18 protein-coding genes are annotated in these 19140 nt (G+C 70.2%); 9 read left to right on the top strand and 9 right to left on the bottom strand.

The window, feature by feature from the left end; genetic code table 11:
* Positions 1–37 precede the first annotated feature (37 nt).
* Entirely contained in the window at positions 38–3586 is a 3549-nt protein-coding gene (dnaE, locus tag HUW46_RS43900; RefSeq protein ID WP_215544544.1) for a DNA polymerase III subunit alpha, read from the bottom strand.
* 200 nt (positions 3587–3786) lie between these two features.
* On the opposite strand from dnaE, the gene HUW46_RS43895 reads away from it, so the two are divergent.
* Entirely contained in the window at positions 3787–5571 is a 1785-nt protein-coding gene (locus HUW46_RS43895; protein WP_215544543.1) for a hypothetical protein, read from the top strand.
* 219 nt (positions 5572–5790) lie between these two features.
* Here HUW46_RS43895 and HUW46_RS43890 read toward each other — a convergent pair whose 3' ends face one another.
* Entirely contained in the window at positions 5791–6165 is a 375-nt protein-coding gene (locus HUW46_RS43890; RefSeq protein ID WP_215544542.1) for an RNA-binding S4 domain-containing protein, read from the bottom strand.
* A 140-nt stretch (positions 6166–6305) separates the two neighbouring features.
* Here HUW46_RS43890 and HUW46_RS43885 point away from each other — a divergent pair, with 140 nt between their 5' ends.
* From HUW46_RS43885 to HUW46_RS43875, 3 genes are read left to right on the top strand one after another with little or no spacing between them, the layout of a single operon-like run.
* Positions 6306–7667: an MFS transporter gene (locus HUW46_RS43885; RefSeq protein ID WP_215544541.1), complete on the top strand. Its 1362-nt coding sequence runs from the start codon at positions 6306–6308 to the stop codon at positions 7665–7667.
* Positions 7664–8125: a MarR family winged helix-turn-helix transcriptional regulator gene (locus HUW46_RS43880; protein WP_215544540.1), complete on the top strand. Its 462-nt coding sequence runs from the start codon at positions 7664–7666 to the stop codon at positions 8123–8125. The genes HUW46_RS43885 and HUW46_RS43880 overlap by 4 nt, the downstream gene beginning before the upstream one ends.
* A 60-nt stretch (positions 8126–8185) precedes the next feature.
* On the top strand, positions 8186–8839 hold the full coding sequence (locus HUW46_RS43875) for a phosphoribosyltransferase family protein (protein ID WP_215544539.1): 654 nt from the start codon (positions 8186–8188) through the stop codon (positions 8837–8839).
* 33 nt (positions 8840–8872) lie between these two features.
* Here the strand turns inward: HUW46_RS43875 and srmL are convergent, their stop codons facing one another.
* The 4 genes from srmL to HUW46_RS43855 form a co-directional block, all read right to left on the bottom strand.
* Positions 8873–10000, bottom strand: coding sequence for a PheS-related mystery ligase SrmL (srmL, locus tag HUW46_RS43870; RefSeq protein ID WP_215544538.1), 1128 nt, complete (start codon positions 9998–10000; stop codon positions 8873–8875).
* Positions 10001–10186: 186 nt separating this feature from the next.
* Complete coding sequence (locus HUW46_RS43865; RefSeq protein WP_215544537.1) at positions 10187–11065, bottom strand: NAD-dependent protein deacetylase; 879 nt, start codon at positions 11063–11065, stop codon at positions 10187–10189.
* Between the two features lie 17 nt (positions 11066–11082).
* Positions 11083–12540 (bottom strand): amidase, encoded by a 1458-nt coding sequence (locus HUW46_RS43860; RefSeq protein ID WP_215544536.1) that lies wholly within the window; start codon positions 12538–12540, stop codon positions 11083–11085.
* 71 nt (positions 12541–12611) lie between these two features.
* Positions 12612–13742 (bottom strand): dipeptidase, encoded by a 1131-nt coding sequence (locus tag HUW46_RS43855; protein ID WP_215544535.1) that lies wholly within the window; start codon positions 13740–13742, stop codon positions 12612–12614.
* 119 nt (positions 13743–13861) lie between these two features.
* Here HUW46_RS43855 and HUW46_RS43850 point away from each other — a divergent pair, with 119 nt between their 5' ends.
* From HUW46_RS43850 to HUW46_RS43835, 4 genes are all read left to right on the top strand, one after another.
* Complete coding sequence (locus HUW46_RS43850) at positions 13862–14029, top strand: hypothetical protein (RefSeq protein WP_215544534.1); 168 nt, start codon at positions 13862–13864, stop codon at positions 14027–14029.
* A 45-nt stretch (positions 14030–14074) separates the two neighbouring features.
* Positions 14075–15145, top strand: a complete 1071-nt coding sequence (locus HUW46_RS43845; protein ID WP_215544533.1) for a PAS domain-containing sensor histidine kinase — start codon at positions 14075–14077, stop codon at positions 15143–15145.
* Positions 15142–15513, top strand: coding sequence for a response regulator (locus tag HUW46_RS43840; RefSeq protein ID WP_254125548.1), 372 nt, complete (start codon positions 15142–15144; stop codon positions 15511–15513). Before HUW46_RS43845 ends, HUW46_RS43840 begins: the two co-directional genes overlap by 4 nt.
* Positions 15514–15631: 118 nt before the next feature.
* On the top strand, positions 15632–15856 hold the full coding sequence (locus HUW46_RS43835) for a hypothetical protein (RefSeq protein WP_215544532.1): 225 nt from the start codon (positions 15632–15634) through the stop codon (positions 15854–15856).
* A 157-nt stretch (positions 15857–16013) separates the two neighbouring features.
* Here HUW46_RS43835 and HUW46_RS43830 read toward each other — a convergent pair whose 3' ends face one another.
* Positions 16014–16376, bottom strand: a complete 363-nt coding sequence (locus tag HUW46_RS43830; RefSeq protein WP_215544531.1) for an ArsR/SmtB family transcription factor — start codon at positions 16374–16376, stop codon at positions 16014–16016.
* A 120-nt stretch (positions 16377–16496) separates the two neighbouring features.
* Here HUW46_RS43830 and HUW46_RS43825 point away from each other — a divergent pair, with 120 nt between their 5' ends.
* Positions 16497–17909 (top strand): MFS transporter, encoded by a 1413-nt coding sequence (locus tag HUW46_RS43825; RefSeq protein WP_215544530.1) that lies wholly within the window; start codon positions 16497–16499, stop codon positions 17907–17909.
* A gap of 12 nt (positions 17910–17921) precedes the next feature.
* Here the strand turns inward: HUW46_RS43825 and HUW46_RS43820 are convergent, their stop codons facing one another.
* Positions 17922–18683, bottom strand: a complete 762-nt coding sequence (locus HUW46_RS43820) for an aminoglycoside N(3)-acetyltransferase (protein WP_215544529.1) — start codon at positions 18681–18683, stop codon at positions 17922–17924.
* On the bottom strand, positions 18683–19135 hold the full coding sequence (locus tag HUW46_RS43815; RefSeq protein WP_215544528.1) for a MarR family winged helix-turn-helix transcriptional regulator: 453 nt from the start codon (positions 19133–19135) through the stop codon (positions 18683–18685). Before HUW46_RS43815 ends, HUW46_RS43820 begins: the two co-directional genes overlap by 1 nt.
* Positions 19136–19140: the final 5 nt, after the last annotated feature.

Here is a 19140-nt window from a genome sequence, read left to right as displayed (position 1 = left end):
CGGGCGGTCGCTCGGCGCTCCCGAACACCGATCCTAATCAGGCCACCGAAATTCCGCGAATGCCCTTCAGCTCACCCCGAAGTGTCGAGGTGACCGTCACCGGGTACCGGTCGAGCGCGTACCGGGTGGTCCGGTCCACGCCGACGAGGTCGAGTCGCACCGGGGTTTCGCCGGGATGCGCGAGCAGAGTCGACTTGAGTTCGAGGACCACCGCCTCGTCGACCTTTTCGGCGGCCGCGCGCAGTACGAACAGTTCGTCCGTGGTGTCGGCGTCGGAGAGGTCGAGTGGGACGAGTCCGCCGCCGAAGATGGACATTTTGTCTTCGCGCCAGTTGACGCGGCCTTTGGCGAGGACGGCGTTGTCTTCGACGAGGTCGGCGGCGAACAGGACGTAGGAGCGGGGGAAGAACAGGACTTCGAGCGAGGCGTCCATGTCTTCGATGGTGCAGATGGCCCAGGGTTCGCCTTTTTTGTTGACGCGGCGTTCGAGGGAGGTGATGAGGCCGGAGATGACGACCTCGCCTTCCTTGGGCGGGTCGGCCAGGATGGCGGCGATGGGGCGGGGTGCGTGTTTGCGCAGGATGCGTTCGGCGCCGTCGAGGGGGTGGGCGGAGACGTAGAGGCCGAGCATTTCGCGTTCGTAGGCGAGCAGCTGCTTGCGCGGGTACTCCTCTTCGCCGAACTTCAGGTGCGCCAGCGGTGAGGAGGATTCCTCGGCGGGGGTGTCGTCTCCGCCGCCGAAGAGGTCGAACTGGCCCATGGCCTGCTGGCGTTTGAGCGGGACGACGGCTTCCACGGCGTCTTCGTGGACTTGGATCATGGACAGGCGGGTGTTGCCGAGTGAGTCGAAGCCGCCGGCTTTGATCAGGGATTCGATGACGCGTTTGTTGCAGGCCAGTAGTTCGGACTTGTCGAGGAAGTCGGTGAAGGAGGAGTACTTCCCTTTTTCCTGGCGGGTCTTGATGATGGATTCGACGACGTTGGCGCCGACGTTGCGGACCGCGCCCATGCCGAAGCGGATGTCGTCGCCGACCGCGGCGAAGCGCATGGCGGACTCGTTGACGTCCGGCGGCAGCACCTTGATCCCGAGCCTGCGGCACTCCGAGAGGTAGATCGCCGACTTGTCCTTGTTGTCCCCCACCGAAGTCAGCAACGCGGCCATGTACTCCGCGGTGTAGTTCGCCTTCAGATACGCCGTCCAGAAACCGAGCAGCGCGTAACCCGCGGCGTGGCTCTTGTTGAACGCGTACCCGGCGAACGGGAGGATCGTGTCCCACAGCGCTTGCACGGCCGCGGTCGAAAAGCCGTTGGCGCGCATACCTGAGGCGAAGCCTTCGAACTCCTTTTCCAGCACCTCTTTCTTCTTCTTGCCCATGGCGCGCCGCAAGGTGTCGGCACGGCCCATCGAGTACCCGGCCACCTTCTGCGCGATCTGCATGATCTGCTCCTGGTACACCACGAGGCCGTGCGTTTCGGCGAGGATTTCGCGCAGGGGCTCGGCGAGTTCCGGGTGGATCGGCTCGATCGGTTGCCTGCCGTTCTTGCGGTCGGCGTAGTTGTTGTGCGTGTTCATCGCCATCGGGCCCGGCCGGTAGAGCGCGTTGACGGCGATGATGTCGCCGAGGCCGGTGGGGCGGAGCCGGCGCAGGAGATCGCGCATGGCGTTGCCGTCGAGCTGGAACACGCCGAGGCTCTCGCCGCGGACGAGGAGCTGGTAGGTGGCTTCGTCGTCGACGCCGAGGGTGTCGAGGTCGATGTCGACGCCGCGGTTTTCCTTGATGTTGTCGATCGCGTCGCCGATGACGGTGAGGTTGCGCAGACCGAGGAAGTCCATCTTCAGCAGGCCGATGGCCTCGCACGACGGGTAGTCCCAGCCGGTGATGATCGACCCGTCGTCGCGGCGCCACAACGGAATCGCGTCGGCCAGTGGCTCGCTGGACATGATCACCGCGCAGGCGTGCACGCCCGCGTTGCGGATCAGGCCCTCCAGGCCGCGCGCGGTGTCGAAGATCGTCTTGCACTCGTCGTCGGTCTCCACGAGCGTGCGGACCTCGGCGGCCTCGGCGTAGCGCTCGTGCTTCGCATCGACGATCCCCGACAGCGGGATGTCCTTGGCGGCGACGGGTGGGGGGAGTGCTTTCGAGATGCGGTCGGCGATCGCGTAGCCGAGCTGTCCATAGTGGACGCGGGCGGAGTCCTTGATCGCCGCTTTCGTCTTGATGGTGCCGAAGGTGATGACCTGGGCGACGTAGTCGGCGCCGTAGCGCTCGGTGGCGTACTGGATCATCTCGCCGCGGCGGCGGTCGTCGAAGTCCATGTCGATGTCGGGCATCGAGACGCGTTCGGGGTTGAGGAACCGCTCGAAGAGCAGGCCGAGTTCCAGCGGATCGAGGTTGGTGATACCGAGTGCGTAGGCGACGAGGGAGCCCGCCGCGGAACCTCGGCCCGGCCCGACCCTGATGCCGACTTCGCGTGCGTGGCGCATGAGGTCGGCGACGATCAGGAAGTAGGCGGGGAAGCCCTTGCCGACGATGACGTCGATCTCGAAGTCCGCGCGGTCCACATAGGACTGATCGATTCCGCTGGGGAGGCGCCAGCGCAGGCCAGCCATGACCTGTTCCCGCAGCCACGACGCCTGGTCGTGGCCCTCGGGCACTTCGAAGACCGGCATTCGGTCTTTGTGGGTGTAGACCTCTTCGTAGGACTCGACGCGTTCGGCGATCAGCAGGGTCGAGTCCGCGGCGCCGGGGACCTCTTTGTCCCAGTACTCCCGCATGTCCGCGGCCGACTTCAGGTAGTAACCGTCCCCGTCGAACTTGAACCGGTTCGGATCATTCAGCGTCTTACCCGCCTGCACGCACAACAACGCCGAGTGCGTGTCCGCCTGATCCTTGGTCACATAATGCGAATCGTTCGTCGCCAAGGGCTTGAGGTCCAGGAGCCTGCCGATCTCCAGCAACCCCTCCCGCACCGACCGCTCGATCGGCAACCCGTGATCCATCAACTCCAGGAAGAAGTTCTCCGGCCCGAAAATGTCCTTGTAGTCCGACGCCGCCTGCACCGCCGCGTCCTTCTGCCCCAGCCGCAACCGGGTCTGCACCTCACCCGACGGGCACCCCGTCGTCGCGATGATCCCCGCCGCGTTCTCCGCGATGATCTCCCGATCCATCCGCGGCTTCCGGTAATACCCCTGCATCGACGCCAGCGACGACAACTTGAACAAGTTCCGCAACCCCACCGGGTTCTCCGCCAGCATCGTCATATGCGTATACGCACCACCACCGGAGACGTCACCACCCTCACCGAACTCATCCGCACCACGCTGGCTCGACTGCCCCCAGAACACCGGCTTCTTGTGAAACCGCGACTCCGGCGCGACATACGCCTCGATCCCGATGATCGGCTTCAACCCATGCTTACGAGCCTGCTGATAGAACTCGTCCGCCCCGTACATGTTGCCGTGGTCGGTCATCCCCACCGCCGGCATCTCCAACCGCGCCGCCTCCGCGAACAACGGACCGATCTTCGCCGCACCATCGAGCATCGAATACTCGGTGTGCACATGCAGGTGGACGAAAGAATCCACGGTAACCACCTTCGGTTGTCGGCCGGTACTTCCACGCGCATTCGATCCGAGGGGCCGTCGTGGCGTCCAACAAGCGACACGCGATCGACGACAACCGCGGGTTGTTCGCCGACCACAGGCCCCTGATCGCCGCGAGGAGTGGCACACTTCCCGCGTCACCCGCCGGGTGGCCGACGTCAGCAGGCCGACAGGGGTGGGAGATGCTCGCCGACCTGACCCGCGAGGAACAGCGGCTGATCGAAGCGGCCGCCGACGGCGACTGGCTCGATCTGCGGGCGTCCGAAGCGGACGCCGTTCGTGCGCAGGTCGTCGAAGAGCTGTTGCTCGGCAAGAGGGACGGCCCGGTGCGCGCGGTGAAGCTGACCGGCGCCAGGATCGTCGGCGCGCTGAACCTGGAGGCGGTGACGCTGCCTGGCCCGTGCTGGCTCGTCGACTGCAGGCTGGACGACGTGGTGAACCTGCGCGAGGCGCAGGCGCCGTCGATCCGGATGACCCGCTCCAGGGTGGGCGAGCTGCTGGCCGAACAGTTGGAGGTGCGGGGGTCGCTCGACCTGGCCGGGCTGGCGACGGCGGGCGACGAGGTGCGGCTGCTCGGGGCGAACATCGGCGGCTCGCTATACCTCAACGGCGCGCGGCTGTCGAATCCCGGTGGTGATGCGCTGGCAGCCGACAACGTCGTGATCGGGCAGAACCTGTTCGCGCGGGACGGGTTCAGCGCGCGGGGGAGCGTGCGGCTGGCCAGCGCCAGGATCGGTGGCACGCTCGAACTCGACGGCGCGCGTCTGAGCGCTCCCGGTGCCGAGGTGCTGTCCGCGGACGGGCTCATGGTCGGCCAGGACGCCTTCTGCCGCGACGGGTTCCGGGCCGATGGCGAGGTGCGGATGGTCGGTGCGCAGATCGGCGGCACGCTGTCGTGCAGCGCGGCCACCTTGTCCAATCCGGACGGTCGGGCGATCAACCTGGACAGTGCGACCGTTTCGCAGGACCTGTTCCTCCGGCGAGACTGCGTGGTCGAGGGCGAGATCCGGCTGGTGGGCGCGAGCGTCGGCGGGTCGCTGATCCTGAGCACGGCGAGCGTGACGGGCGCGGACGGCTCGGCGGTCGCCGCGGACGACCTGTCGGTCGGGCGGTCGGTGTTCGCCAGGAACGGGTTCCGCTGCGAGGGCACGATCGGGCTGTCGGGTGCCCGGATCGGCGGTCAGCTCGATCTGGGCGGGGCGGCGGTGGCCTGCGACGGCGGGATCGCGCTCGACGCGTCCGGGCTCGTGGTCGGCGAGTCCCTGCTGTGCGGCGGCGGGTTCGCGGCGCGCGGCGATCTGACGTTCGCGGGCTGCCGGGTGGGCGGTGACCTGGTCTTCCGGCCGTCGTCGGCGCCGACCGGGGTGCTCGACCTGACCAACGCGACGGTGCGGTCCTACTCCGACGAGCCGGCGACCTGGCCGGAACGGCTCGAACTGCGCGGTTTCGCCTACGAGACGCTGGGCAACGATCACGTCACCACGCGGCAGCGGCTGCGTTGGGTGGCGCGGCACCACGGGTACACGCCCGGCGTGTACGACCAGCTCGCTGAGGCGTACCGGCGGATGGGCAGGGTCGAGGCGGCGAGGACGGTCCGGCTGGCGCGGCAGTGGCGGCGCAGGCGCGTGCTGAACCCGGTGGGCCGGGCCTGGAACTGGTTGCTGTACCTCACGGTCGGCTACGGCTACCGGACCTGGCTCGCCGCGCTGTGGCTGCTGGTGCTGCTGGTCGTGGGCGCGTTCGTGCTCGATCCGGCCCAGCTGCACCCCGCGGTGGCGAACCCGCCCGCGCTCAACCGGTTCGCCTACACACTCGACGTCCTGCTGCCGGTGATCGATCTCGGCCAGGACAAGGCGTGGGTCGCCGAAGGGGCGGCGCAGGTGTGGGCGTGGGTGCTGACCGCGTCCGGCTGGCTCCTGACCACGACCGTCGTAGCCGGTCTCACCAACGCCCTCAAGCGGGACTGAACCCGTTAGGAGGCGTTTGGACGTGGTTTGCGTGGCGGTGCGGGTGGGAGAACCTGACGTGGCCCACCCGCCAGCCCGACCACCGCCCCTCACGGACGCGCTGCGCGCGACAGTGTCTTCACCACGCTGGCGCTGTCCTCGCCAGGAACCACGTCAGAACCTCCGGCGGTGCGAGCTGACGGCCCACCTCAACCGGCTCCGCCGCTTTTGAAAAACGCCCTAGCGCTGCGCGGCGCGGAACTTGTCGAGGACGCGGCGCTCGCGCTTCGTCGGGCGTCCGGCGCCGCGTTCGCGCCGGGCGACGGGGGCCGAAGTCTCCGACGGCGGGGCGGGTGTCCGGTCGATGAAGCAGGTGGCGGCGTCGGCGGCGCCGACCCGTTTCTGGATCACCCGCACCACTTCGACGATCCGGGTGGTCTGGCCGACGCGGGCGCGGATCTCGTCACCGGGTGACACGGTGGTCGCCGGTTTGGCCGGCCGGTCGTTGACGCGCACGTGCCCGCCGCGGCAGGCCGCGGCGGCGTCGGGCCGCGTCTTGGTCAGCCGGACCGCCCACAGCCAGCGGTCCACTCGGGTGGACTCCACAGCCGACATGATGGCACGGGCCGCGCCACGCTTGCTCGATCTCGACCTGAGTGTCTCTGAGACCGATGTAACTAGCCATCGTGATGCGCTAAGGCATTGGATAGGTAAACTCATATTGGATCTGTTTACGAGTTACTCAGGAGGTGTGCGTGGCGGCGCTCGTCGAACGCGCCCGGCCGCGCGCGGTGCGCGAACACCCGAGGGCGGGGTGGTTCGCGGTCGGCGCCGTCTGCTTCGGGGCGTTCATGGGCCAGCTCGACGCGAGCATCGTCACGCTCACCTTCCCCGCGCTGCAGCGCGAGTTCGCCCATCCGATGGCCGCCGTCGAGTGGGTGTCGCTGGCCTACCTGCTGACCCTGGTCGGGTTGCTCGCGGCGGTCGGCAGGATCGCCGACGCCGCGGGCCGCAAGCTCACCTACGGCCACGGGTTCGCGGTCTTCACCGCCGCTTCCGTCGCCTGCGGGCTCGCCCCGTCACTCGGCTGGCTGATCGCGTTCCGGGTGGTGCAGGCCGTCGGCGCGGCGATGTTGCAGGCGAACAGCGTGGCACTGGTCGTCACGAGCGTGCCGAAGGCGAAGATGCGCGCCGCGCTGGGCGTGCAGGCGGCGGCGCAGGCGCTCGGGCTGGCGCTCGGCCCCACGGTCGGCGGCCTGCTCGTGACCACGGCGGGCTGGCGGTGGGTGTTCCTGGTGAACGTCCCGGTGGGGATCATCGGCCTGGTCGCGGGGCGTTACCTGCTGCCGAGGACGCGTGAGCGCACCCCGCTCGGCCGGTTCGACACCGGCGGTGTCGTGCTGCTGGCGACGGCGTCCACCGCGATCCTGCTCGCGCTGTCGGTGTTGTCTGGTTTGGACTTTCCGAGCTGGTCGGCCGCCGCGCTGGCCCTCGTCGGCATCGCCGCGGCGGCGGGGTTCGCGCGCCGCGAGGCCAAAGCGGCGAATCCCGTGGTGTGCCTGAAGATGCTGCGCGCTCCGGTGGTCGCGCTCGGCCTGACCGGCGCGTTGTGCGGGTACCTCGTGCTGTTCGGGCCGCTGACCCTGCTGCCGCAGGTGCTCGGCGCCGGGGTCGGGCTGGTGCTGACATGCCTTCCCGCCGGATTCGCGGTCGCCGCCGTGGCCGCGGATCGGGTGCTGCCCTCGAAGCTCGGCACCCGGGGCAGGGTTCTGCTCGGCGCGGCGGCGAGCGTCGCGGGATGTTCGGCGCTCGTGTTCACGGTGCATTCCGGTGCGCTCGCTGGCGTGTCGCTGTTCGTACTCGGCCTCGGTTTGGGAGTGTTCATCCCGGCGAACAACTCGGCGATCATGGGAGCGATCCCGGCGCGCAGCTCGGCGGCCGGGGGAGGGCTGGTGAACATGGCGCGCGGACTCGGCACCGCGCTCGGCGTCGCATTGGTGACGCTGTGCCTGCACGCGGGCGGGGCCGCGGGCACCGCGCTCGCGCTCGGTGTGCTCGCCGCGGCGGCCGTGGTCGCGGGTGCTACGGGGTTCGCGGGCGCGAAGGTCCTGGTATGAGCGCCGAAACGCCCGATGTGGCGCTCGCCGAGGTCGTCGCGCGGCTGCGGCGGGCGATGCGCCGCGCGGCCCGCAACGCCGATCCGTCGAACACGCTGTCCGTCGCGCAGCTCGAACTGCTTTCCTGCCTGGCGGAAAACCCCGGCGCGGGGCCGAGCAGGCTCGCGCACGTGCTCCGGCTCGCTCCGAACTCCGTCACCACCATGGTCAACGGGCTGCGCGCGCGTGAACTGGTCACCCGCACCAGCGGCGAGGACGACCGGCGCACGGTCGCGCTGGAACTGACCGGGCAAGGCCGCGAGGCGGTGCGCCGGTGGCACGGTCACAACGCGGAAATCCTGGAAACCGCGATGGCGCGCCTGCATCCCGCCTGGCAGCACCTGCTGACCGCGGCGCTGCCCGCGCTGCACCAGCTCGTCGGTGCGATCGACGATCTCGCCGAGGACGAGCGCCGGTAGCCGTTTCGGAACTCCCGCCGCCGGGAACGCACCCCGGGACAGGTCTCGACCGAGGGAGGAGTGGTGGGTACCCGGATCTTTCCCGATCGTCCGAAGGCGGGTGAACGCCTCGCGGCGCTGCTCGCGCCGACGGAATGGCATCGCCCGCTCGTGCTCGGGCTGGCCAGGGGCGGGGTCCCGGTGGCGGAGCCGGTCGCGCGCAGGCTCGGTGCCCCGCTCGAGGTCGCGGTGGCGCGCAAGATCGGCGCTCCAGGTCATCCCGAGTTCGCCGTCGGCGCCGTGACCGCGTCGGGTCCGGCGACCTACGACGACCGCATCCTCGACAAGCTGGGCTTGACCGCCGCCGACCTGAGCGAGGCGGCGCGCCGCGAACGCGCCGAGGCGAAGCGGCGCGAGGAGCTGTACCGGAAGGACCTGGCGCCGGAACCCCGGGACGAGCGCGACCTGATCCTGGTCGACGACGGGCTCGCCACCGGCGCCACCGCGACCGCGGCGGTGCGGTCCCTCCGCGCGGAGAACCCGCGTGCGATCGTGTTCGCCGCACCGGTGTGCGCGCCCGCCGCCGCGGAAGCCCTGCTCGCCGACGCGGACGACGTGGTGTGCGCGGCCGCCCCGGAGTCCTTCACCGCGGTCGGCGAGTGGTACTACGACTTCACGCAAACCACCGACGAGGACGTGCTGGCCGTGCTCAGCGAAACTCGCGGACGACCTTGATCAGCCCGACGAAGCGTGCAGCGTAGCGAGCCGTTATTCCTTGGTGCCACTGGGTTTCGTAGTCGTCCACTGCCGTGCGCTGCCCTGGTGCAGCGCGGCGTAGATGCGGTCCCGCATGGTGTTCGCTTCCCGGTCGGACAGCGTGTGGTGCAGGTGCCGCAGGACGATCCGGACGAGCACGTTCTTCTGGTGCGGGTCCGCGCCGAGCCGCGCCAGCGCTTGCGGCGGCAGGTCGTGGCACGGCGTTTCCTGGAGTATTCCAACGGATTCCACCGCGGCCGCCTCAGGGCCGAGTGCTTCTCGGACGCGGTCGCCGAGGTCTTCCGCGGCATCGTCGGCGGCGACGGCGAGCGAGATGTCGCGTCGGATCGGTGGCATCGCGGACACCGGGCGATAGTGGGCGAGATCGGTCATCTGCACCGCGACCGCGGGCTCGGGGGAGCGCAGCAGCCGGATGTCCGGGATCTCCTTGACCAGCATGACGATCCGGTCCAATCCCATGCCCATGGCGAGCCCGCTCCACGACCCGTCGAGCCCGGCGCGCGCGAGCACGGCGGGATGGGCGAGACCGCATTCGGCCACCTCGACCCATTCGCCGCCCCGCTCGACGTCGACCTGGCGGCCCGCCACCGTGTACGGGTGGACGCGCGGCTCCCGTCGATCGGCGGCGCCGGGCAGCAGCGCGCCGAGCACGGTCGTGATCATCTCGTCGAGATCGCCGCCCGTCATCGGCGCCCGGCGGGAAAGCCGCCACAGGTCGAGCTGGTGCGGGGTGCCGGTGTGCAGGCGGTCGAGCGAATCCCGGCGGTAGACGATCCCGGGGCACACCAGCAGCACGTCGTCGGCGGGCCGTCGCGCGAGATCGCGCAGCGCGGCCGGGACGAGCGCGCTCGAATGGCTGCGCAGCATCCGGGTTTCGTCGACGTACCTGGTGTACCGGGCGTCGCGGGTGACGTCGGAGGACGCGTAGCCGAGGTTGTCGTAGTTGTCGGCGATCGTGACGATCCGGTCGCCACGGCACCACCGGACCTCGCAGCCCCACGCGGTGGCGAGGGCTTCGACGGTGCGGCGGACGGCGAGCCGGATCGCGTGGACGCCTTCGGTGAGATCGCGGACGGCGAGATCGGCGGCGAGCTGGGCAGGGGAAAGCGGGGTGGGCATACGAGCCTCCGGAGCGAATCGGGCCTACGGGATCGGCATCCCCTTGGCCCGGGAGCTCGGCGAGGTCAGCGCGCGGAAGACGAACCCCTTCGCCGCCCGGTACGGGCCAAGGGGCGCCTAAATCGGCGAGAATTCGCTGCCATGGCACCAGGATAACCGGCGCGCGCGATGCGGGGTAACGCGTTTTCAGGCACCGAGCAGCGCGACGAGATCGGTCAGCGCGGCACCGAGCGGAAGGTCGACGAGGACCGACGCGTGCGCGTCGCCCCGCGTTTCGCCGCGGTTGACGATGAGCACCGGCTTGCCCGCCTTGGCCGCGTGGCGCACGAAGCGCAGCCCGGACATCACCGTCAACGACGAGCCGAGCACCAGCAGGCCGTCGGCCGCGTCGACCATCCGGTAGCACTCGTCGACCCGCGGGCGCGGCACGTTCTCCCCGAAGAACACCACATCCGGTTTGAGCACACCCGACGCGCAGTCCGCGCAGCCGACGACGCGGAAGCCGCGGACCACGTCGTCGGGCAGGTCGACGTCGCCGTCCGGGTTGATCCGCGTCGCCGTCGCCTCGAAATCGGGGTTCGCCGCCCGCAGCCGCCGGTCGAGGTCTTCGCGCGCGCTGGTGCGGCGGCAGCCGAGGCACACCACCCTGTCCAGGCTGCCGTGCAACTCCACCACCGGCCGCGTGCCCGCCGCCTGGTGCAACCCGTCCACGTTCTGGGTGATGACCCCGGTGACGTACCCGGCGGCGTGCAACGCGGTGACGGCGCGGTGCCCGTCGTTCGGATGGGCGCGGGCGATGGTGCGCCAGCCGAGATGGCTGCGCGCCCAGTACCGGCGGCGACCGGTGGCGGTGCCCGCGAACTCGTCAAAGGTCATCGGGGTGTGCGTGCGCAGGCTGCCGGATTCGCCGCGGTAGTCCGGAATCCCGGACTCGGTGGACAGCCCGGCGCCGCTGAGCACCACCACACGGCCCGCCGCCAGCACCTCCGCGACCGCCGCGATGCTGGTCGTCCTCGGGAACGGTGCTCCCGTCGGCGTCCAGGTCAGCGTCGGTCGTGTTCGCACCCGGCCAGCTTACGTGCTCACGCGAACCCGGGAGGCGGCGTGAACCCGCCGAACTCCCGCTCGATCAGCTCGGCGAACCGCAGCGGGGTGCGGTCTTCGAGGTACGGGCCGACGATCTGCATGCCGTAGGGCAGGCCCTCCGGCGAACGTCCGATCGGGGCCGCGGTCGAGGGCAGCCCGGTCAGAGTGGCGACGCTCGGCCAGAGCACGTGGTGGTCGTACGGGTACGCGGTCCCGTCGATCTCGATCGTGCGGGTGCCCATGTCCGAATGGTCGTGAGGGAAGGCCGGGGTCGGGCTGATCGGGCACAGCACCACGTCGAATTCGGCGAACAGGCGACGCCACGCGGCGGCGAGGCCGATGCGGGCGCGGTCCGCGCCGATCCACTCGCCGTGGCTGGCCACCACTCCGCGGCGCATCATCACGTCGACGGTCTCGGTGCCCGGCGTGACCTCGGCGAGCGAGGCTCGGATCGCTTCGTGGACTTCGGGCGGCATGTCCGCGCCGAACCGCGACGCCAGCAGCGTCAGGTAGGTCTTCGCCGTCAGCATGAGATCGGGCAGCAGCTCGCTGTGCCGGGCGACGGTGGCACCGGCCTTTTCGAGCCCCTGTGCGATCCGGTCGAAACCGTCGCGGATGACCGAGGACGTCGGCAGCAGCGGATGGCTGTCGATGACCAGCACCCGGAACTCGTCCAGCTCCTCGCCGCGCGGCGGCCGCAGGTCCAGCTTGTAGGCGACCGATTCCACCTCGTCGGGACCGGCGAGCAGCAGGGTCGCCATCGTCAGGTCGGCCGCGCTGCGCGTCATCGGGCCGACCACGGCGAGGTCCGGCGGGGCGGGCAGCGCGGGTACTCGCGGCGGCACGCTGCCGCGGTCCGGCAGCAGCGGCAGTGACGGCTTGTGGGCGTAGATACCGCAGAAGTGCGCCGGCACCCGCAGCGAACCGGCGAGGTCGGAGCCGAGCGCGAGCGAGACGTACCCCGCCGCGAGCGCGGCCGACGAGCCACCGGACGAGCCACCGGGGGAGCGGGTCAGGTCCCAGGGATTCCCGGTGGTGCCGTAGATGTCGTTGTAGGACTGCCAATCCCGCAGGGTGTGCGGCACGTTGGTCTTGCCGATGAGGATCGCGCCCGCGGCCTTGGTGCGCGTCACCAGTGCCGCGTCCTCGGCAGGCTCCCAGCCCTCGGCTTCGGGAATACCCCAGGTGGTCGGCAGGCCGACCATGTTCAAGGATTCCTTCACCGCCACCGGAACGCCGAGCAGCGGGCCGTCCTCACCGCGCGCGAGCGCGGCGTCGGCCAGTGCCGCGGCGGCGCGGGCGCGGTCGAAATCCCGTACCACCACGGCGTTGACCTTGTCGTCGAACCTGTCGATCCGCTCGATGGTCAGGTCGAGCAGTTCGGTCGCGGAGATGGTCCTGGAGCGCAACGCGGCCACCTGCTCACGCAGCGTCGCGAATTCCCATCCAGACAAGAGGTTCCCCTCGATTCCCCGGGTGTTCGTGCCCGGTCCTTGGTGTGGTGCCCATGATTCCCGGTTTTCGGTCACCGCGTCACGTCGGTGTCGCGCAGCACGCGGAGGGTGTTGCGGCCCGCCAGCTTCGCGCAGTCCTCGTCGCTCCAGCCGCGGTCGAGCAGCGCCGCGAACAGCGCCGGGTACCCCGACACGTCTTCCAGCCCGACCGGCAGTTCCGCCACCCCGTCGTAGTCGCCGCCGAGTCCGATGTGGTCGATGCCGACGACCTCGCGCGCGTGCTCGATGTGCGCGACGACGTCGGACACCGTCGCTTTCGGCTTTTCGGGGCCGTCCCAGGTCTTCGCGAACCGCGCGCGGGCACCGAGGTCGCGGTGGTCCTCGCCGCCCGCGGCCATGGCGACCTTCAGCTCGGCGTCCCACGCGGTCACCGCGGGCGCGATGAAACCGGGCACGAAGGTCATCATCGCGACACCGCCATTCCCCGGCAGCCGCTCCAGCACGTCGTCCGGGATGTTGCGCGGGTGGTCGTTGACCGCGCGGCACGAGGAATGGCTGAAGATCACCGGCGCGGTGGTGGTGTCCAGCGCGGCGTGCATGGTGCTCGCCGCGACGTGGGAAAGGTCCACGAGCATGCCGATGCGGTTCATCTCGGCCACCACCTCCTTCCCGAACTCGGTGAGCCCGTCGTGGGTCGGTTCGTCGGTGGCGGAATCGGCCCACGAGGTGTTGTAGTTGTGCGTCAGGGTCAGGTATCGGACCCCGAGGCGGCGCAGCACGCGCAGCACGCCGAGGGATTCGGCGATCGAGTGCCCGCCCTCGGCGCCGAGCAGCGAGGCGATCCGGCCGCTGCGGAGCACCGTCTCGGCCTCCGCCGCCGAGGTCGCGAGGCCGAGCCGGTCCGGGTAGCGCGCCACGAGCTGGTGCACCACCTCGATCTGTTCGAGCACCGCGGTGACCGCGCTGTCCCCGGTGAACCCGCACGGCACGTACACCGACCAGAACTGCAGGCCCAGCCTGCCCTCCCGCAGTTTCGGCAGGTCGGTGTGCAGATCGGGCTGGTGCACGGCGAGATCCGCCGAGCCCACCGCCGCGACCGGGTCGGGACCGCCCTTGAGGCGCAACGCCCACGGGAGATCGTTGTGCCCGTCGGCGAGTACGGCGGAGTCCAGCAGCGTTTTGGCTCGGTCGAGCGAGGTCATCCAGGCAGCCCTTCGATCGGGAACGGTGTCCGGACGCCGATTCTGCCCGAGTCGTGCGCGATTAGAACGCGAGCCGCTCGGGTAAACCGCGAGACGTGGCGCACGGAAAGGAGGCAGGCATGCGACGCGAGAGCGATCAGCACGCACCCCGCGCGGACGACGAAATGAAGGCCGAACTCCAAGGAATGCTGAAGGGCAACGGTCCCACCAGGGCCGACGAGTACCTCGACACCGAACCGCCCGCCGACGACGATCCGGCCGTGCCGCCCTTCGGTGAACAGCGTTGACGTGGACCGCCGGCCCGGTGCCGAAACCGGACCGGATGCGGCAGCATGACCACCATGGAGCTCGACCGCGACCACCCCACGCCGGAAGACGCGGAGTTCCGGCTGCTCGTCGAAGCGGTGCTCGACTACGGCATCTTCATGCTGGACCCCACCGGGGTGATCGTGAGCTGGAACGCGGGCGCGCAGCGCATCAAGGGCTACACGGCCGCGGAGATCATCGGGCGACACTTTTCGGTGTTCTACCCTGCCGAGGACAACGCCGCGGGCAAGCCGGACCGCGAGCTGCGCATCGCGGAGGCGGAGGGCAGGCTCGAGGACGAGGGCTGGCGCGTTCGCCAGGACGGGTCGCGGTTCTGGGCGAACGTCGTGATCACCGCTCTGTTCGGGGACGACGGGAGGCTGCGCGGTTTCGGCAAGGTCACCAGGGACATGACCGAACGCCGCAACGCGGAACGGGTGCTGAGCGAACGGCGCCAGCTGCTGCGCCACCTCGTCGACGCGCAGGAGGCGGAACGCAGGCGCATCGCGTGGGACGTGCACGACGACGCGATCCAGGCGATGGTTTCGGTGGGGATGCGGCTCGAACTGCTCGCGGGCAGGCTGTCCCGCGAGCAGGCCGCCGAGATCGGCACCGTCGACGACGTCGTCGGGGAAGCGGTGAAGCGGCTGCGCGACCTGGTGTCGCAGCTGCGGCCCGCCGCGCTCGACCAGCTCGGCCTCGGCAACGCCATCACCGCCTACCTCGACGACGTGGTGGCCGACTGGAACCTGACGTATGCCTTCCGCAACGACCTCATCGGCGAACCCCCGCGCGAGTGCGCGATCACGGTGTTCCGGATCTGCCAGGAAGCACTGGCCAACGTGCGCAAGCACGCCAAGGCGAGCACGGTCGCGATCGAACTGTCCACAGTGGACCAAGGTGTGCTGGCGAGGGTGCGCGACGACGGGATCGGGATGGAGGTCGGCGCCGCGTGGACGAAACAAGGTCATTTCGGCATGATCGAGATGCGGGAACGGGCGGAGACGGCCGAAGGCTGGTGGACCGTGGCGAGCACACCGGGGCAGGGCACCACTGTCGAGTTCTGGCTGCCCGCGACGCCGGAGCCGCAGCCGTGAGCGCCCCGTTCGGCGTGCTGATCGCCGACGACGACCACACGATCAGGGAAGCGCTGATGGCGGTGCTGGAGGAGGAACCCGATCTCGCGGTGGTCGCGGTCGCCTGCGACGCCGACGAAGCGATCGCGCTCGCCCGCGAACACGCGCCCGACGTGGCCGTGCTGGACCTGCGCATGCCGCGCGGCGGGGGCGAAGCGGCGGCCCGCGGCATCCTGGAATGCTCGCCCGCCACCAGGATCATGGCTTTCTCCGCCTACGACGACGGGGAGACCGTGGCGAGCCTGCGCGGCCTCGGCATCACCGACTTCGTCCTCAAGGGCGCACCGAACACGGAGATCATCCGGACCGTCCGCCGCCTCGTTTCCTGAGTTTCCTGGAGTGGCTGGGTACCGGCGGGTGCGGTAAGAAGTTTTTACCCGGCCGGGCCGTTTCCGCGCAGGGGGTGGCGACGGCCCGGCCGGGTGTCCGCGTGGGACACTGGCCCGCGTGGGACACAAGGGAATCCGGGACGGCGGCCCGCCGAGGAGGCCTGGCTTCCGCCCGGAGGACGTCATCGGACAGCCGGTCAAGCGGGCGCTGCTCGAACTCGCCCACGAGGGCTACGAAACCAGGATCGCGGGCCAGGACGAGGCCGAGGCGAAGCTCTGGCTGAGCACCAGGGTCACCGTGACCGTCGAATACGGCCTGGTCACCGCCGTGGCCATCGGCTGAACCCGGCGCCACTCCAGGGGGTCGCACCTGGCGATGCCCCGAAGGTGGCATTCAGGGAATCCAGTGCCCCGAACGTCACCTTCGGGGCATGCGCAGCCCTGCCCGCATACCCGCGAGGGCCGAGAAAGTGGCCCGAAGGTGGGGCGTCGAACTCGGTTCACGGTTGGGCGGGTTCGGTGTCGGCCAGTGCGGGTACGGCCGGGTTTTCGGCGTCGGCGCCGCGCAGGATCGAGTCGAGCAGGCCGGGGTAGCGGTCGTCGAGATCGTTGCGCCGCAGTGAAAGCAGGTTCTCCCGGCCTGCCGGGCGCTGCCGGATGACACCGCAGTCCCGCAGCACGCGCCAGTGGTGGGTGAGCGTCGACTTCGTGACCTCGGTGTCGAGCCGGGTGCCGACGAGACCGCACGCGTGCTCGCCGCCGACCGCCAGCAGGCGCGCGATGTTGAGCCGGATCGGGTTGCCCAGCGCGCTGAGCACGTCCTCGATCCTGATCTCCGCCGTCGCGGGATGTCGCGTGACCATGCGCCCAGTCTAGCCACAGTCCGATTGGACGCGCACTTTCGTACAATCCCTGGACGCCAGACTGAGTACGACTGTACGTTAATCCTCGTACAGTCGTACTCCGCTGAACGGGAGCCCTCGATGTCGTCATCACCACCGCGTCCGCGCGCCGGGCTGAGCCTCGCGCTCCTCGCGCTGGCACAGCTCATTTTTTCCCTCGACCTCAACATCGTCTTCGTGGCGTTACCGGACATCGGCGCCGAACTGGGCTTCACCGGGCAGACCCAGCAGTGGGTCGTCTCGGCCTACGTGGTGTTCGCGGGCGGGTTCCTGCTCTTCGGCGGTCGCGCCGCCGACCTGCTCGGGCGTCGCCGCGTGTTCGTCGTCGCGTTGACGGTCTACGCGCTTTCGTCGCTGGCGGGCGGACTCGCGTGGCACCCGGTGGTGATCGTCGCCGCGCGTGCGGTGCAGGGCATCGGCGGCGCGCTGCTGCTGCCTTCGACGCTGTCCCTCATCACGACCCTGTTCGAGGAAGGACCGCGGCGGAACCGGGCGCTGGCTGTGTGGGGCGGCGCCGGTGCCAGCGGTCTGACGGTCGGCGCGCTGCTCGGCGGCGTGCTCACCGAGGCGTTCGGGTGGCCCGCGGTGTTCTTCGTCAACGTGCCGCTCGCGGGGCTCGTCGCACTCGCCGCGCTGGCCGTCATCCCGCGCGACGAAGCCGTCACCGAACGGCGGCGGTTCGACCTGCCCGGCGCCTTCACCGCCACCGGCGGCTCGTGCCTGCTGGTGTTCGTCCTCGTGCAAGGACCGGAGATCGGCTGGACCGCACCGTCCATTGTGGTCAGTGCGGCGCTGGCCGTGGTGTTCCTGGTGTCGTTCGCGATGATCGAATCGCGCAGCGCCGACCCGCTGATGCCGTTGCGGCTGTTCCGGAACCGGAGCCTCACCGGCGGGATCTCGGTCACCTTCGTCTACATGGCCACCTTCGGGACGCTGCCCTACTTCCTCACCGTCCTCCTGCAGGAGGTGCACGGGTTTTCCGCGCTGCGAACGGGTTTGGCGTTCCTCGTGCCGTCACTCGCGATCGCCGCGGGCACCCAGCTGGGGGAGCGGCTGACCACCGGGTTCGGCACGCGGGCCACCCTGGCGGGCGGGTTCGCGCTCGGCGTCGCCGGTACGGTGGCGCTCGCGCTCGGGTTCGACGGCGAGCGCGGTTTCGGCGCACTGGTGCCCGGCCTGATCGTGTCCGGTATCGGACAGGGCATCACGTGGACGGCGATGTGGATCGCGGCCGCCGCGGGGGTCGCACCCGGTGAACAGGGCGTCGCGTCGGGAATGGCGTCGACGACGCTCAACATCGGAAACGCGATCGGGCTAGCGGTGCTGATCGCGATCGCCAACGCCGGGGTCGGCACCGCGCGCGCACCGGGACCGGTCGAGGACGGCGCCTTCGTCGCCGTCCTCGTCTCGGCGGCGGGCATGGCACTCGGCGCGGTGCTCGCGCTCGTGCTCCCCAAGCGCGCCGCCGTCGAACCGGAAACCGTCGCCGCGTAGCAGGCGACTGTCCTAAGGGGACGGTCGGCCATCGGCGAGCAGCGCGTCCAGCCGCCGCACGGCGAACGCGATGAACGGCTGGGTCGCCAGCAGGCGGCACCGCGCCTCGCCGATGGTCCTCGTCCGGACCGCGCCCGTCTCCTCGTACTCCGCGCCGATACGGGGGAAGTGGGTGCCGTTGTCGTCGCCGACGTCATCCGTCTCGACCCAGACCCGCTGGCCTTCGACCAGGTAGGGAAACCTGCGCACCTTCCGCCGGTGGTGCGGCACCCGTGATTCGGCGTAGTGCAGGAACGTGTTGCGGTTGTGGCCGACACCGAGCAGCAGGATGTCGGCCCGCAGCGCGTGCAGGACGTCGAAGGGCGATCCCGTGCCGACCGCGTAGCCGAGCGGCTGCGTCGCGGTGATCCGCCCGGCCTCTTTGCCGACCGCGGCGACCGAGGCCTGCGGGTGCCCGCTGCGCTTCCGGCCAGGCCACGCCAGCACCGCGGAGGCGATCGCGCCCATCGAGGTGGGCATGTCCTCGTGGAACAGCGGTACCCCATGGCGGGCGTCACCGGCGCCGGGATCGGTGACGACGTCGCCGGTGAACGTCGGCACCACCAGCGTCCCGGTTTCCCCAACGCAGTCCAGCAGGGCTCGCACGACGGTGTTCGCCCCGCCCGCCACCCGGCCGAACGCCGACAGTGACGAGTGCGCCATCACCACCGCACCCTCGGCGAGGCCGAGCGCGCGAAACTCGGCACGAAGCCGACCAGCGTCCAGAGTGGACATCAACCTTCCTCGGTTTCGTCGAGATGGGCGCGCAACCGCCGCAGGACGCGAAGCGCGGTCTCGATGTCCTTGCGAGGCGCCGCCGTGGCGAGCCGGTTGGCCCAGTCCGCCTGCGGTGGCCCGAGGCGGACGAGCACCTCCCGACCGGCGGGCGTCAGCCGGATCAGCGGCGCTCTCCGGTCGGCGGGGTTGGGCTCGGCGGTGACGTGCCCGTCGGCGCGGAGTCGGTCCACAGTGGACTGCACGCTCTGCCTGCGCAGGCCCCGCTGCCTGGCGATCTCGGCCACCGAGGCCGGGCCGTGCGCGACCACGCCGAGCACCTGCCAGCGCGCGCTGGTCAGGTCCTGCGCGGAGGCCACCGCGTCACCGGCGCGCAGCAGCCTGCCGTTGACCGCGAAGACCTCCTCGGTGAGCGCGGTGACGAGGTCCCCCGCCGGTGATCGTGACGTCATGCGCC

The sequence above is a fragment of the Amycolatopsis sp. CA-230715 genome (assembly GCF_018736145.1).
Taxonomy (GTDB): domain Bacteria; phylum Actinomycetota; class Actinomycetes; order Mycobacteriales; family Pseudonocardiaceae; genus Amycolatopsis.
This window is presented reverse-complemented; position numbering and strand designations above follow the sequence as displayed.

What these genes read in the sequence shown, in the direction of transcription:
- HUW46_RS43895 (WP_215544543.1), top strand. Translation starts at nt 3,787, where the DNA reads ATGCTCGCCGACCTGACCCGCGAGGAACAGCGGCTGATCGAAGCGGCC.
- HUW46_RS43890 (WP_215544542.1), bottom strand. Translation starts at nt 6,165, where the DNA reads ATGTCGGCTGTGGAGTCCACCCGAGTGGACCGCTGGCTGTGGGCGGTC.
- HUW46_RS43880 (WP_215544540.1), top strand. Translation starts at nt 7,664, where the DNA reads ATGAGCGCCGAAACGCCCGATGTGGCGCTCGCCGAGGTCGTCGCGCGG.
- srmL (WP_215544538.1), bottom strand. Translation starts at nt 10,000, where the DNA reads ATGCCCACCCCGCTTTCCCCTGCCCAGCTCGCCGCCGATCTCGCCGTC.
- HUW46_RS43855 (WP_215544535.1), bottom strand. Translation starts at nt 13,742, where the DNA reads ATGACCTCGCTCGACCGAGCCAAAACGCTGCTGGACTCCGCCGTACTC.
- HUW46_RS43850 (WP_215544534.1), top strand. Translation starts at nt 13,862, where the DNA reads ATGCGACGCGAGAGCGATCAGCACGCACCCCGCGCGGACGACGAAATG.
- HUW46_RS43845 (WP_215544533.1), top strand. Translation starts at nt 14,075, where the DNA reads ATGACCACCATGGAGCTCGACCGCGACCACCCCACGCCGGAAGACGCG.
- HUW46_RS43830 (WP_215544531.1), bottom strand. Translation starts at nt 16,376, where the DNA reads ATGGTCACGCGACATCCCGCGACGGCGGAGATCAGGATCGAGGACGTG.
- HUW46_RS43825 (WP_215544530.1), top strand. Translation starts at nt 16,497, where the DNA reads ATGTCGTCATCACCACCGCGTCCGCGCGCCGGGCTGAGCCTCGCGCTC.
- HUW46_RS43820 (WP_215544529.1), bottom strand. Translation starts at nt 18,683, where the DNA reads ATGTCCACTCTGGACGCTGGTCGGCTTCGTGCCGAGTTTCGCGCGCTC.
- HUW46_RS43815 (WP_215544528.1), bottom strand. Translation starts at nt 19,135, where the DNA reads ATGACGTCACGATCACCGGCGGGGGACCTCGTCACCGCGCTCACCGAG.